12 protein-coding genes and 2 pseudogenes are annotated in these 13,917 nt (G+C 61.8%); 1 reads left to right on the forward strand and 13 read right to left on the reverse strand.

All coding sequences use genetic code 11. From position 1 onward, the window contains the following. Positions 1–241: 241 nt before the first annotated feature. The 12 genes and pseudogenes from AC1Q8Q_RS31560 to AC1Q8Q_RS31615 form a co-directional block, all read right to left on the reverse strand. Positions 242–1,777, reverse strand: coding sequence for an APC family permease (locus AC1Q8Q_RS31560; protein ID WP_083349284.1), 1,536 nt, complete (start codon positions 1,775–1,777; stop codon positions 242–244). A gap of 201 nt (positions 1,778–1,978) precedes the next feature. Further along, entirely contained in the window at positions 1,979–3,019 is a 1,041-nt protein-coding gene (locus AC1Q8Q_RS31565) for a heme-dependent oxidative N-demethylase family protein (protein WP_033040978.1), read from the reverse strand. 18 nt (positions 3,020–3,037) lie between these two features. Continuing rightward, positions 3,038–4,006, reverse strand: coding sequence for a PDR/VanB family oxidoreductase (locus AC1Q8Q_RS31570; RefSeq protein ID WP_083349283.1), 969 nt, complete (start codon positions 4,004–4,006; stop codon positions 3,038–3,040). Further along, positions 4,003–4,605: a dimethylamine monooxygenase subunit DmmA family protein gene (locus tag AC1Q8Q_RS31575; protein ID WP_083349282.1), complete on the reverse strand. Its 603-nt coding sequence runs from the start codon at positions 4,603–4,605 to the stop codon at positions 4,003–4,005. The genes AC1Q8Q_RS31570 and AC1Q8Q_RS31575 overlap by 4 nt, the downstream gene beginning before the upstream one ends. Positions 4,606–5,039: 434 nt before the next feature. Further along, the gene (locus tag AC1Q8Q_RS31580) at positions 5,040–6,476 is read right to left on the reverse strand and encodes a sigma-54 interaction domain-containing protein (protein WP_033043092.1); all 1,437 of its coding nucleotides are present in this window, start codon (positions 6,474–6,476) and stop codon (positions 5,040–5,042) included. Further along, on the reverse strand, positions 6,473–7,603 hold the full coding sequence (locus tag AC1Q8Q_RS31585; RefSeq protein WP_020800830.1) for a PAS domain-containing protein: 1,131 nt from the start codon (positions 7,601–7,603) through the stop codon (positions 6,473–6,475). Before AC1Q8Q_RS31585 ends, AC1Q8Q_RS31580 begins: the two co-directional genes overlap by 4 nt. A 593-nt stretch (positions 7,604–8,196) precedes the next feature. Beyond that, positions 8,197–8,616 carry an organic hydroperoxide resistance protein gene (locus AC1Q8Q_RS31590; RefSeq protein ID WP_083349281.1) on the reverse strand — a complete coding sequence of 140 codons (420 nt, stop codon included), beginning with the start codon at positions 8,614–8,616 and terminating at the stop codon, positions 8,197–8,199. Positions 8,617–8,768: 152 nt separating this feature from the next. After that, positions 8,769–9,536 (reverse strand): phosphonate ABC transporter, permease protein PhnE, encoded by a 768-nt coding sequence (gene phnE / locus AC1Q8Q_RS31595; protein ID WP_020800827.1) that lies wholly within the window; start codon positions 9,534–9,536, stop codon positions 8,769–8,771. Continuing rightward, on the reverse strand, positions 9,533–10,360 hold the full coding sequence (locus tag AC1Q8Q_RS31600) for a PhnE/PtxC family ABC transporter permease (RefSeq protein WP_492615946.1): 828 nt from the start codon (positions 10,358–10,360) through the stop codon (positions 9,533–9,535). The genes phnE and AC1Q8Q_RS31600 overlap by 4 nt, the downstream gene beginning before the upstream one ends. Next, complete coding sequence (locus AC1Q8Q_RS31605; RefSeq protein ID WP_020800825.1) at positions 10,354–11,151, reverse strand: phosphonate ABC transporter ATP-binding protein; 798 nt, start codon at positions 11,149–11,151, stop codon at positions 10,354–10,356. The genes AC1Q8Q_RS31600 and AC1Q8Q_RS31605 overlap by 7 nt, the downstream gene beginning before the upstream one ends. Beyond that, positions 11,148–11,999, reverse strand: a complete 852-nt coding sequence (locus tag AC1Q8Q_RS31610) for a putative selenate ABC transporter substrate-binding protein (protein WP_492615947.1) — start codon at positions 11,997–11,999, stop codon at positions 11,148–11,150. Before AC1Q8Q_RS31610 ends, AC1Q8Q_RS31605 begins: the two co-directional genes overlap by 4 nt. A 104-nt stretch (positions 12,000–12,103) precedes the next feature. Further along, positions 12,104–12,409 (reverse strand): annotated as a pseudogene (locus AC1Q8Q_RS31615) (LysR substrate-binding domain-containing protein); the annotation flags it as partial. Between AC1Q8Q_RS31615 and AC1Q8Q_RS31620 the strand changes: the two are divergent. Then, positions 12,397–12,607 (forward strand): annotated as a pseudogene (locus tag AC1Q8Q_RS31620) (extracellular solute-binding protein); the annotation flags it as partial. The pseudogenes AC1Q8Q_RS31615 and AC1Q8Q_RS31620 sit on opposite strands and share 13 nt — an antisense overlap. A gap of 74 nt (positions 12,608–12,681) precedes the next feature. On the opposite strand, the gene ahr reads toward AC1Q8Q_RS31620, so the two are convergent. Continuing rightward, the gene (ahr, locus tag AC1Q8Q_RS31625) at positions 12,682–13,713 is read right to left on the reverse strand and encodes an NADPH-dependent aldehyde reductase Ahr (protein WP_492615948.1); all 1,032 of its coding nucleotides are present in this window, start codon (positions 13,711–13,713) and stop codon (positions 12,682–12,684) included. Positions 13,714–13,917 lie beyond the last annotated feature (204 nt).

A 13,917-nucleotide genomic window follows, 5' to 3' on the forward strand; every position in this document is an offset into this window, starting at 1 on the left:
AACACCGGTTGGGCGGGGCCTTCGCCGGTGAGCAGTTGGCCGTTGATCAAGAGTTGGGTTTGCATGACATCGTCCTCGTCAGAACTGTTGTTATTTCCCCTGAAGAAACCGATTCAAACTGTGGGAGCGGGCTTGCTCGCGAAGAGGCCATCACATTCAATATTGATGCTGGCTGATGCACCGCTTTCGCGAGCAAGCCCGCTCCCACATTGATTCGGTTTCCACAGTGGGTATTGGGTTGTCAGATCGCTGGTTTGTTTACCGCAGCACCGGAAAGCTCACCACCCTTGGCCAGCGGCTTGGAAAACTTCCACGCATCCCCCGCCGGCGCCGTGCCCTTGTCGTAGGGCTTGCCCAGCAGCATGTAGACCAGGCCCGCACCCATCACCACCAGCGTGGTCAGGATCATCGAATAGTTGATGTACCAGGCTGCATCCGGCGAGCGCGGCCAGACCATGTTGACGATGGCGCACACGCCATAGACCAGTGCGCCGAGGTTCACCCAGAGGCCCCAGGCCCCGAGGGTGAACTGGCCGTTCGGGCGCCAGCCCTTGGCGCGGGCGATCAACGCGGCAACCACGATCAACTGGAAGGCGACGTAAATGCCGATCGCAGCGAAACCGACGATCGTGGCCACCGCATCGGCCATGAACATCCCCAGGCAGACGATCGCTGCCGGCACCAGGCCGCTGACCAGCAGCGCGAACGACGGCACATGGTTGGCCGACAGGCGCTTGAACAGCGAACTGCCGACGATCATCTCGTCCCGGGCATAGGCGAACAACAGGCGGCTGGCGGCGGCTTGCAAGCTCAGCACGCAGGAGATGAACGACACCATCACCACTGCCATCACCAGGCGCGAACCGATCGGGCCGAAGGCATTGGCCAGGATCGTGGCGACCGGGTCGGTGTCTTCACCGGCCAGCACTTTGGCCATGTCCGGCACCGACAGGATCAACGCCAGGCACGCGAACATCGCTGCTGCACCGCCGATGTAGATGGTCATGCGCATGGCCTTGGGAATGCGCTTGCCCGGGTTCGGGGTTTCTTCCGCGACATCGCCGCAGGCTTCGAAGCCGTAGTACTGGAACAGGCCAGCCAGGGAGGCCGCAAGGAAGGCCGGCAGGTACGAGCCGTTTACCTCAAGATTGAAGGTGTCGAACAGCACGCTGATCGGTTGATGACGCTCGAAGATCAGCAGGTAGCCGCCGACCAGGATCGCGCCGACCAGTTCGCAGAGAAAGCCGAACATCGCTACCCGCGCCAGCAATTTGGTGCCCACCAGGTTCAGCGCGGTGGACAGCAGGATGATTGCCAGGGCGATAATGATGTTGGCATCCGGGCCGGGATTGAAGCCGAGCATGATCGCCAGGTACGGACCGGCACCCACCGCAACCCCGGCGATGGTTGCGCATAACGCCCAGGCATAGACCCAGCCAACCATCCACGCCCAGCGCTTGCCCACCAGGCGACGGGCCCAAGGGTAGACACCGCCGGAAATCGGGAACTGCGATACCACCTCGCCAAAAATCAGGCAGACCAGCATTTGCCCTGCACCGATCAGCAAGTAAGACCAGAACATCGGCGGGCCGCCGGCGGCCAGGCACAAGCCGAACAGGGTGTAGACCCCGACGACGGGTGACAGGTAGGTAAAGCCCAGGGAAAAGTTCTCCCACAGGCTCATGCTGCGATTGAAATCCGAGCTGTAGCCGAGGGCGCGCAGTTGTTCCGCGTCCTGATCGGCGCTGCTTGCACGCGTGTTGGATGAGCCACTCATGTTATTTCCTCATTATCAATGGCAGTGGATTAGTGCTGGCGGGTTGACCCCGCCGTTGCTCCTGTGGAGCTTGTTGTTATCAGGTTGTCGCCGACCCTATGTGGGAGCGAGCCTGCTCGCGAAAGCGGCTTATCAGCCAACATCAATGTTGAAGGTGATGGCCCCTTCGCGAGCAGGCTCGCTCCCACAGGGACTGAAGGTTCAGGCTTGTTTTTTTGTCTCGCTCTCACGCCCATCGTCGTACTGCGACAGCCACTCCACGGCAGCATCGCGATACCGGCTGAACCCCTTGTAATCGACCAATTGCTGATTCAAATCACGCAGCACCCGATGCATGCGTCGCGCCCACGCCGGGTTGGTGGCGATGTCTTCGAGGCTGAGCAGGTAGGTGCGGATCGGAAAGACAATCGCGTTACTGCGCGGCAAGCGGTGCAGCGGTTGCAACTCGATGCGCAGGTACACCAGCTTGCCGGCGTTTTCGGCCGTCACGATGGTTCGGTCTGGCGCCCATTCGGGCAGGCTTTCGGCCGATACTTCAAGGCGCGGGTTGACCGTCAGCGACCAGTTAAGGCGGCGCACCGGGTGGCCGGTGCGCAGGCGCAGGAGGAATTTCAGGGCGCGGTCGAGCATGCCGATTTCCTTCACCAGCGGCACCGGGCCGTGGAATTCCTCCCAGCTCATGCCCAGGTTGAAGCGCAGCGAATAGTCGGCGCGCTGGGTGGCGATACCGGCGCCCCAATACAGCGTACCGTCGCGTTCTTCCTGCAGTACCCAGTCGCCCTGGGCCTGGCGGGTCACGTATTCCATCGGCTCATACGGCAGGGTCGCCGGGTCGCCGAAGGTGAAGTGATCGTCGATGTCCAGCAGGCGGTTGGTCCAGTGCCATTGGCGGCCTTCACGGGACAGGGTGAAGTACTGTGGGTAGTCGCGGGCGTAGGACTCCATGATCAGTTCCAGCAAGTCCCACTGCGCCTCCATCATGTGCGGCGCCGAGACGTAGTGCATGCCCGGGTCCTTCTCCAGGGTGATGGCGCGGTCCCGGCATTCGCTGATGTAGTGCTCGTCGATATCGAACGCTGCGCGGAAGGCGCCGTCGCCGACCGAGACATGGGGCTCGAGGTTCATCGAGTACATGTAGTCGTCATCGGGGAACGGGAAGGGCGCGCGGGCGATGGTTTCCGGGCTGTTGGCGAAGGTGTAGTCGTCGCGGTAGGTTTCGTCGCGGTTGAATTCGATAGTCATTGTTATGTCTTCCGTCGATCAGAGGTCGATGACCAGGCGATTGCATTTGGCGCGGGATACGCAGGGCATGATTTTCTTGCGGGCGGCTTTGTCGTCGTCCGACAGCCAGTCATCGCTGTGCAGCAGTTCGCCGTCGAGCTCCAGGACCTCGGTTTCGCAATGGCCACAGGCGCCGCCACGACACAGGTAAGGCATGCTGTAGCCCGCGGCCTCGACCGCTTCGAGCATGGTCTGGTCCGGCGAGACCTCGATGGTTGCGCCACTGCGACCCAGGGTGAAGCTGAAGGCTTCGCCGCCGCTGCTTTGCTCGAGGAAGCGCTCGAAGTGCACGTGACTGTCGGTCCAGCCCAGCTCGCGGGCACAGGCCAGGGTGGCGTCGATCATGCTGTCCGGACCGCAGGCGTAAACGTGACTGCCGAGCGGGCGACTGGCGAGAATCTGCCCGATGTCCATGCGCGCTTCGATGCCTTTGCGATACAGGTGGACCTGCTTGCCGTAGGTGTCCTGCAACTCTTTGCCCAGCTGTGCGTGTTCATCGCCGCGAACCGCGTAATGCAGTTCGAAGGGCACCTTGCTCAGGCGCAACTCTTCGAGTTGGGAGATTACCGGGGTGATGCCGACACCGCCGGCAATGAACAGGTGCAGGCGCGCCTGCTTGATCAGCGGAAACAGATTGACCGGTGGCGTGACCTCGATCAGGTCGCCTTCACGGACATTGTCGTGCAGCGCGATCGAACCACCGCGGCCGCTTTCTACCCGGCGCACGGCGATCTGGTAGCTGCTGGTGTCATAGGGCGAACTCAGCAGCGAGTAGGGGTTGCGCAGCGTATTGTTCGGGTTGGCGATGAGTACCACCACGTGGCTGCCACCGGAGAACGCCGGCAGGTGCTCGCCGGTCGGCGAAACCAGGGTGAAGCGCCTGATTTCCGGCGTCACCTCTTCAATGCGAGCGACGCGCAGGTTCAAAGTCCCATTGTTCTGGCTCATGTATCGAGCTCCTCGGCTGGGGGCAGTTCGCCCGGTACTTCGGCATCGGCCTTGACCGCCTGGAAAGCCGCCAGGCGTCGGGAGTAGTGGTCGCGCACCACCAGCGTGAGGCTGCATCCGGGACATTCGTAGACGCGTTGGGTGACGTTCTCGGTGTAGGTGTCGCAGTGCACGCACCAGACCCGACGCACCAGCGTGCCGGAGTGTTCGCGAAGCACTTCGTCGCGATTGAGGTCGTAACGGGTGGCCACCTGCATGGCGCTGCCGAGGAAGCTTTCAGAGCCGGCGAGGTAGAGGCGGGTGCCCATCCGCGCGTTGCCGAGCAGGTCATCAAGGGCGTCGATCAAGGCCTGGTTGCTGGCATACACACGTAGATCGTGACCTGGACGCTGCTGTAATTGGGCAAGGAAGTCCTGCCCGGAAAACGACTCCTGGGAGTACAGCAAGGTCACGGGCCGCTTCAGCCCGGCCAACTCGTCGAGCAAACGCAACATGGCGCGCCCGCCACTGCCTTGCCCGGCAACGATGTGCCGCAGACCTCCTGGCAGAGGTTGCAACCGGTCGTAGACCGGTCGACTTTTGATCCCGGTGATCAACATTTCTTGTTATTCCTCCTGGCTATCGGCTCGACGGGTGAAACGTCGGCACAGATGCAAAGCCCAACGATGGTGGGTTGCATAGCAGGAGCACAGGGCGTGCCAAGTCTTTAAGGTGTTGATTTTAAAAGGTTAAGAGTTTTTCGAGAGGAAAAGTGTAAGCAGAAATAACTATGGTTGTAGGCGTTTTTGCAGCGGTTTTTTCAGGTGTACATATCCATCCCTGCGGTAACGGCCACTTATGGTTTCGCTCTTACAGTGAGTCACTTGGAAGAGCCCCAAGTAACCAAGGGCTCTTGCCCCTAGCGAGGCACCGAGTGGTGGGGCAAAGCCTTTTGGTTCCTTTTTGGCGTTTGAAAAAGGGACTCGCTGTAAGAGCGAAACCATAAGTGGCCGTTACCGCAGGAATGGATATGTACGCCGACCACAACCTACAGTCAGTCGCGCTGCAGCTTACGAATCAGCGTCCCTATATCAATCCCCAAATGCTGCGCAGCCTTACGCTTGCTCCCACACAAATGCACCGCGCGCAAAATCACCTGCCGTTCAAAATGCTGAACCTGAAGCTTGAGGTTTTGCTGAGGGTCGTCCGAGGCTTCATCCTGCACGACTGAGGGGGCTGACTGTTCCCGTGAACGCACCGGTTGGAGGAGTTCAGCCGGCAGGTGATGCTCCTGCGCCTCATCGTCAGCCAGCACCGCCAGGCGTTCGAAGATGTTCACCAACTCGCGAATGTTGCCCGGGAAGTCGTAGCTCAGCAGACGCTTGCGACACCCGGCGGACAGGCTCAGGGACGGTACGCGATCGCCATTGATTCGGCTCAGCAGGATGTCGATGAGAAACGGCAAGTCATCGCGGTGCTGGCGCAACGGCGGAATCTCTACCGGCAGCACGGCGAGACGATAATAAAGATCGGCGCGAAACTCACCCATGTCCACCAGATGACGCAAGTCCTTGTTGGTGGCGGCAATCACCTGTACCTGCACGGATTTGCTCAGGGGCGAGCCGACCGACTGGATGGTGCTGTCTTCGAGAAATTTCAGCAGCTTGGCCTGTACGTGCAGCGGGATCTCACCGATCTCGTCGAGGAACAAGGTGCCGCCGGACGCTGCTTCGATATAGCCTTGCTTGCCGCCCGCCAGGGCGCCGGTGAAGGCGCCGCGCTCGTAGCCGAACATCTCGGACTCGAACAGGCTCTCCGGGATGCTCCCGCAATTGACGTGGATGAACGGACGATCCCCCCAGCCAGCCGCACGATGAATGTGCCGGGCGATGGCGGTCTTGCCGACGCCGGGTTCACCCAGCAGCAACAGACGCGCGCGCCGGCGAAAAGCCCGAACGCCAGTGTCGGCGATGCTCGACAGCTGCGGTGACAGGTGCAGGGCGTTGTCCTGGGGATCACGCAGGCCTTGAGGCTCCGGTGGCCGGGTATTGAGCGAAGCCCGGCGCTGCGGCTGGCTGGCGTCGAAGTCTTTCTGGGTGAGCATCCTGAACGGTTTTTCGTAGGCCCCCGTGGGGATCGCGTGGGTACTGCTGAGCAGCACCCGGCCTTCCCGAGAGCGGGTCAACGCACTGTTGCCACCGCGGTTCAACGCTGCCAGCAAATCGTCGTAGTTCAACGCCGAGCGCTGGAAAAAATCACTTTCGGACAGCCCCACGGCCTGCTGCTTGGACAGGCGGTTGACGCGTTCGGCGGCCAGGTTGATAAAGCGCAATCGGCCCTCGCCGTCAGTGACGATCAGCGCTTCGCTGAAGCTGTCGAGCAAGGCATGCAAGGCCGGCGTTTCCAGCAGCGCGCCCAGCACTTCGCTGCTGACATTGACCGAAGAACGCATGCCCATCTGCAGCGTGGGTGGCAGGTTGGAGTCTTTCATGGGTGCAACTCTTGGGGGGTGCGAACGCCCTGGCATGCGCGAAACACCGCCACGCGCCAGGCCACGCCTTCGCGAATCAGGATGCGCGAGCAATGCACATTGAAGTTCAGGCTGCGCCCGCTCAAATCCGGCAGGGGCAGGCTGTGCCAGGTGCGTTCGGGCAAGGCATTGTCCAGCAGCAAGCGGGCGATACCGGCGCCATGGGTGATGCCGAAGGTGTCCTCGAAGGCTGCGTTGCGCCATTGCGGTTGCAGGTGTTCATCGATGACCAGCACTGCGTCAGGCACGGCATCGAAGACCCGGCGCAAGGCGTCGATGCGCTGCTCGGCATCGTGCTGCATGCGCAACTCCTGGCTGACGTCACGAATACTGCCCCACATGCGCAACAGCTGGCCATTGACGATGGTGGCCCGGACGTCATTCTCCACGTAGGCAGGCGAACCGTCGTGGCGGCGATCCACCGACAGTGCTCCGTCGACATGGAACCCGGCCTCGATCAGGCGTCGCACGAATTCTTCGTTGGCCGGGCTGCGCGGCCAGTACAGGCGCACCGGTTGCTGGTTGAAGTCGACATCCGACGGCATCTCGTACACCTCGGCCATGGCCCGGTTGCACAGGCGCCAATGAGAGTCGTTTTCGAACACCTGGCGCACAATCTCATCCGGGGCATGGTTGATGTCCACCGCCTCGGCGAATTCGATGCACCAATAGGCGACCTTGGCGCTTTGCAGCATCTGGTTCATCACCTCATTGGCGTTATGCATCTCCCGCAACCGGTGCCCCAGCGTGCCCAGCGCAATCATCAACAGGTGCAGGCAGGCTGGTTGCACGTCACGCCATTGCAGCAATCCGCTGGCAATCACAGGCAGCAGGCCGCCGTTGCGCCGTATTAGCGTCAGTTCCAGGCTGTGGACCAGCTCGTCCGCGGGCGGGTTGGCAAGCAGCGCCTGTACCGTGCGCAACGATTCGAGACTCAGTACACGTTCGATCGGCTGATTGAGCAGTTCTTCAGGTGCATAGCCCAATTGATCGCTCAGGCTGGAGGACAGGCTGAGCAGTTGTCCGTCGGCGGCAAAGGTACTGGTCAGGGGCTGGGTTTTGTTTGCCAGCAAATTCAGGATATCCATCGGTGGATCGGCTCGATTCGGCTAATGGGACCTGGGCACACAGTGCCAGGGCAATTTGACAGGGCATTTCGCATGCCAACTCAAAAACCATTGAACAGGAGGGCATACGCGCAACCGTGATGATCGAGTGCTGCGTTATTGCAGCATAATCGGCAAACCCGCAGCGTGTTGAAAAATCAATGGTGATGCGCAGGCGCTGGGCTGTCAGTGAAGGCGTGGGTAAATTCACGTTCGCCATCAAGCCGGCGCCTACAGGAAAAAATCGATCTAAAAATACCGGCCCACACGCCGGTTGTTTTGCTAATCTGAGGTTGTAGGTGAGAACGCAGACTGATGCGCAAGCGGATAGCGAGGACGCGTGGGGCGCGCTCCGAAGGGTACACGGTTAGAAAGATCTCCGCGCTGAGATCCAGCCCTTATGCCGTGTGAAGCAGGACAGCGCTTATTGCTGTTGCTGTGGGAGTCCTGATAAACCTCGTAAGCCAGAGACCAGCGCTGGCCACCTACTTGGCTCTTGAAGCCGACTTGTGCAGCTGGATATATACAGCTAGCCAAGATCAAATGCCCCGAACTCCGGGGCATTTGTTTGTCTGTCATACCAGGTTGATCGTGACATCGATATTGCCACGGGTTGCCTTGGAGTACGGGCAAGTCTGATGCGCCGCGTCCACCAGCGTCCTGGCCAACACAGGGTCCAGGCCCGGCAGGCTGACATTCAGGCGCGCCTGAAGGAAATAGGCATTGCCGGTATTGCCCAGGTCCACTTCAGTAGCAACGCTCACGTCAGCCGGCAAGCTCACCTTCAACGCAGTGGCTGCCTTGCCCATGGCGCCAATGAAGCAAGCCGACCAGCCCGCACCCAACAGCTGTTCCGGATTGGTGCCGCTACCGGAAGAACCGGGCGGGGATAGCTTGATGTCCAGGCGGCCGTCGTCGCTTCGCGATTCGCCTTGACGGCCGCCAGTGGTCACGGTCCTGCCGGTGTAAAGGACAGTTTCGATTTGATTGATCATGCAAGACTCCTGCTGAGGTTGGGGGCTTCAGTCCTGGCTGAAGTGCGACCCACCCACTGTTTCATCTTCATGTCATGGAAATGTGTCCTGAACCGACGGATGTGTATCGCTGTGTACGTTCGCTGGCGATCAATACACATTGATACAAAAGCTCAGGCTTTCACCCAGCGCTGGCGACTCCAGCTGCTCAGGGTGTCGACGGCAAACACCAATACCAGCATCGCGAGTATGACCGTACTGGCCTGGGCCTCCTGGAACAGGCTGAGGTTGAGGTAGAGCATTTGTCCCAAGCCACCGGCACCGACGAAACCGAGCACGCTGGCCATGCGGATGTTGTTTTCCCAGCGGTACAGGATATAGGCCAGCAACTGCGGGAACAGATTGGGCAGGGTGCCGTAGCAGAACGCCCCTATGGCGTTGCCCCCCTGCAGGCGGATCGCATCGGCAGGTTCTGGCGGGGTATTTTCCAGTGCTTCGGCAAATAGCCGGCCCAGCACACCGGTCGTGTGCAGCGCCAAGGCCAGGGTGCCGGCATTGGGGCCGAGCCCGGCGGCCAGGACCATCAGCACCGCCCACACCAGCTCCGGAATTGCGCGCAAGGCATTGAGTATCAGGCGCGACAGTCCCTGCAACGGCCAGCCGAATCGACCCGCCGCGGGCAACGCCAGCAGCAAGCCGAACACTGTTGCCAACAGCGTGCCCAGGGCTGACATCGCAAGGGTTTCCAGCGCGCCGCGGGCAATGGCCTGCAAATGCCCCGTGCTCAGGTCCGGGCTGAGAAAGCGCTGCACATAGGCGGCCATCTGTTTCAGGTTGCCACTGGCGCCCAGTTCACCGAGGTCGATGCCCAGGTAGCGGAACGAAGTGAGCACCGCGGTGCCGATGCACAGCACCAGCAGCAGGTTGAGCAGGCGCTTCATGCCAGCCTCCAGCGCAGCAGCCTGCTCAACTGATCGGCGAACAGCACCAGGACGAGGAAGGTCAGCAACAGGCTGGCCACCTCACCGCCGGCGAACATGCGCATCGACAGGTCGATTTGCTGGCCCAGGCCACCGGCCCCGACGAAGCCCATCACCACCGAAGCGCGAATAGCGCATTCCCACCGGTACACCGTGTACGACAACAATTCCGCCGCGACATTGGGCAGGATCCCGTAGCTGAATGCCGCCAGCCGACCACTGCCGGCTTGCAGCAACGCGTGGGCGGGGCGTTGGTCGACCGACTCGAAGATTTCCGCGTAGACCTTGCCCAGCATGCCACTGTAGGTAATCGCAATGGCCAGGACCCCGGCCGTCGGGCCCAGGCCAACGGCGCGCACGAACAGCAGCGCCCAGACGATTTCCGGCACGCTGCGCAGGAAAATCAGCACGCCGCGCACCGGCCAGCGCAGCAGTTGCCCCCACTGGCTCGGGCGACCGGCGCGGGACGCAGCCGACAACGACAGCGCGCGGCTGGCCAGCAGGCTGGCGGGGATCGCCAGGAGCAGCGCCAGGGCCATGCCGGCCGTGGCGATGGTCAGGGTCTGCAAAGTGGCTTGCCACAACAGCTCGAGGAATTCTGCGCCATGGGCGGGCGGCCAGAAGGTCGCGACAAAGCGACCCATCTCGCCCCGGTTGTCACTGGCCAGCAACACACTCAGGTCCAGTTCGCTCAAGCGCATGCCCGGCCACAACAGGGCAATCGCCAACAGGCTTAGGAGCAGGCGTGGTCGGGCGGCGGGGTCACGGGTGTCACGGCTCAGCATCGGGGAATCTGCACACTCAAGGGGAGGACCGGGGGCGGTGAGGGCTGCAACTGTTCGTTGGCGTAGAGTGCATCGAGCTGCTCGCGGTCGACGGCGCTGGCCGGCAGGTCGAAGAGGATCTGCCCGTCACGCAAGCCGATGATCCGCGAGAAGTGCGCCAGCGCCAGGTCCACCGCGTGCAGGCTGGCGACCAGGGTCACGGCGTGCTCGCGCGCATGCTCGCAGAGGACCTTGAGCGTATGGCCGGCCAGCACCGGGTCCATGGCCGACACCGGTTCATCGGCCAGCAATACCTCGGGGGCCTGGTACAGCACCCGGGCAATGCCCACGCGTTGCAGTTGACCGCCGGACAATTGCTGGCACTGGGTGAAGAGCTTGTCGTGCAGGTCCAGCCTGGCCAATGCCGCGCGAGCCCCCGGGACATCCAGCGGATGCACCAGGTTCAACAGGCTCTTGCCCAATCCCCATTGGCCGATTTTTCCCGCCAGCACTGCAGTGATCACCCGCTGGCGCGGTGGCAGCGGCGGTGCTTGATGCACCAGGCCGATACGCGCGCGCAGGCGTTGGCGCTGGCGCGCCGACAGATGCCAGGGCTGTTCACCCAGCACCTGCAATTCGCCGTTGCCAGGGCGCAGGCCGGTGGCAAGGACGTTGAGCAGGCTCGACTTGCCAGCGCCGGACGGGCCGATGATGGCAACGTGTTCACCGGCTTCGATGTGCAAGTCCAGGCTGTGCAGCGCCTGTACGCCGTTGGCGTGGGTGAGGCTGACCCGGGTCAGGTGCAAGGTCATTTGAGCAGGTCGGCGGCGCGTGCGGCTTCCTCGATGCCCTTGTAGTTCTCAGGCTTGGTCTCGATGAAACGGCTGGCAGCCTGCAAGTCCAGGATCGCTTTTTGCTCAGGGTTCGCAGGATCGAGGGCGAGGAAGGCGGCCTTGATCTTTGCCGCCAGCGCCGGGTCGAGGGTGCCGCGCACGGTCCAGTTGTAGTCGTAGTAGGCCGGGGTGGTGGCAAAGACCTTGACCTTATTGGTGTCGACCTTGCCGGCCTTGACCAGCTTTTCCCAGACGCTGGCGTTCAGCACACCGGCGTCGACTTTGCCCGCCTGGACCCAGGCAACGGTGGCGTCATGGGCACCGGAGTAGCCCACGCGACTGAAGAATGTTTCCGGCTTGATGCCGTCCTGCAGCATGAAATAGCGCGGCATCAAGCTGCCAGACGTCGAGGACACCGAACCGAAGGCGAAGGTCTTGCCCTTGAGGTCGGAGAGGGACTTGACGTTCGGGTCGGCGGTGATGAACTTGCTGGTGAACTGGGCATCCTGTTCGCGCTGCACCAAGGGAATGGCATTGCCAGTCTTCAGCCGCGCCTGGACAAAGGTGAAACCACCCAGCCAGGCCATGTCGATCCGGTCAGTGGCCAGCGCCTCGACCACGGCCGGGTAGTCACTGACCGGCACGAACTCGACCTTCATGCCTAATTGCTGTTCCAGGTAACTGCCCAGGGGCTGGAACTTGCGTAGCAGTTCGGTGGGGGCTTCATCCGGAATGGCGCTGACCTTCAGGGTGTCGGCCGCCTGCGCCAGCAGGGTGGAAAGCGACAGGGTCAAGCCGACAGCCAAGGCCAGGGTGCGTTTGAGCATGGAAGTTCTCCGGTTCATTAGCGCAAATATGTGCAAGCGCCTGACACGCATGGATAGCCGCCAGATGCTTGTTGAGGGTAGACGAAGTGCGGCGATTGTAAGGGTTACGGGCCATTGTTCCCACTACCCGTTTCCGGGTTTTGGGCTTGCAGCTGGCGCAGCAACCAATCGCTGAAGCTTCGCGCACTGTTCTCGCTATCACGATGGGTCAGCAGGGCCCAATTAGGTCCGCGGATGGTCGGTTCCACCAGCGGCTGCAGCAAGCCATTGGCATAGGCTTGCCGGCTTAGCAATTGGCTGACCAGCGCAATGCCGAGCCCCGCGCAAGCCGCATCCAGCAACAGACCGGGATCGGAGAAGTTCATCCCCTGATCCTGCTGGCCGACATCCATGCCGGCCTCCACCGCCCAGGCATCCGGAGCATGCCTATACATTCATCAACTTCGTCATGCGCCCAAGAACATGGCCGCCATCAGCAACACAACCCTGACATCTACATCGACGAAGCCACGTATGCGCGGCTGATTCCCGGCAAGGATATCCCCCAGGCGGACATGCGGGCGCGCATGCGTACCTGGACCAAACTCAAGACGGCCACCGCGCCCTGACGTCATCGACCACTGCCCGCACGGGTACAACGCTGTAGCGCAAGGCGCATCGGGATAACCCGATGCGCCTTGTGTCATTTGCTGGCATCGAGCACGACGCGGTAACGCGCCTTGCCACTGCGCATGTGATCGATGGCCGCATTGACCTGGCTCATGGGAAACATCTCGACCTGCGGCAGGATCTGATGACGGGCGCAGAACTCGAGCATGGTCGCGGTGTTGCTCGGCGAGCCGACCGGTGAGGCGGACAGGTTCTTTTGTTGGGGAATCAGGTCAAATACATGCACCGGGATGGCGTTGGGCACGATACCGACGAAATGCAGGCGTCCTTTACCGCGCAGGGTCGCCAGCATGGCCGGCCAGTCGAGGTCGGCATTGGCGGTGACCAGGAGAAAATCCAGGCTGCCGGCAATGGCTTTCAAGGCGTCGCTGTCGGTGGAGGCGACGACCTTGTGCGCGCCCAGGCGTCTGGCTTCGTCCTCCTTACCCTTTGATGACGTGAAGGCAGTCACTTCACAGCCCCAGGCGTTGAGGAAGCGCAGCGCCAGATGACCGAGGCCACCGATGCCCACCACACCGACCCGGTCGGTGGGCTTGATGGCGAACTCCAGCAGCGGGTTGAACACTGTGGAGCCTGCGCAGAACAGCGGTCCGGCCATCGCCGGATCGAGACCATCGGGTATTGCCAGGGCCCAGGCCCAGTGGGAACGCAGTCGATCGGCAAAGCCGCCGTTGCTGCCGATGATGGTCGGCTGTGCGGTGCGGCACAGATTATGTGAGCCTTCGATGCATGAGGAGCAATGCATGCAACTGCCCTTGTACCAGCCAATACCCACCCGTTGTCCCACTTCGAGACCGTGCACCTGTGCACCCGCGCGCACGATTCGGCCCACCACTTCGTGGCCGGGGATGAAAGGGTAGTGGCTGATGCCCCAATCGTTATCGATCAATGACTGGTCGGAGTGGCAAACGCCGCAGTACTCCACGGCGACTTCCACCTCTTCTTGCCCCAGCGGGCCGGGATCATAGCTGTAGCGCTCCAGCGGCGCGCCCGCCGCGGTGGCGGCCCAGCCGGTAAAGGTGGTGAGTTCGGTGTTGTCGCTCATGGTGTACCTCCAGATCCAGGGAAAGGGGCGGCGCACAAGCATTGTAGGAGCTAGCCAGCGGTGCGGCGTGCAGACTTGTTGGCGAAGGCGTCCTGGCAGCTGACCTGGATTTTGTTGACTGTGCACCTATCCATTCCTGCGGTAACGGCCACCTAGGGTTTCGCCCTTACGGCGAGTCACTTGGAAGAGCCTGTAGGAGCGAGC

Source organism: Pseudomonas sp. GW823-FHT06B06, from assembly GCF_058795195.1.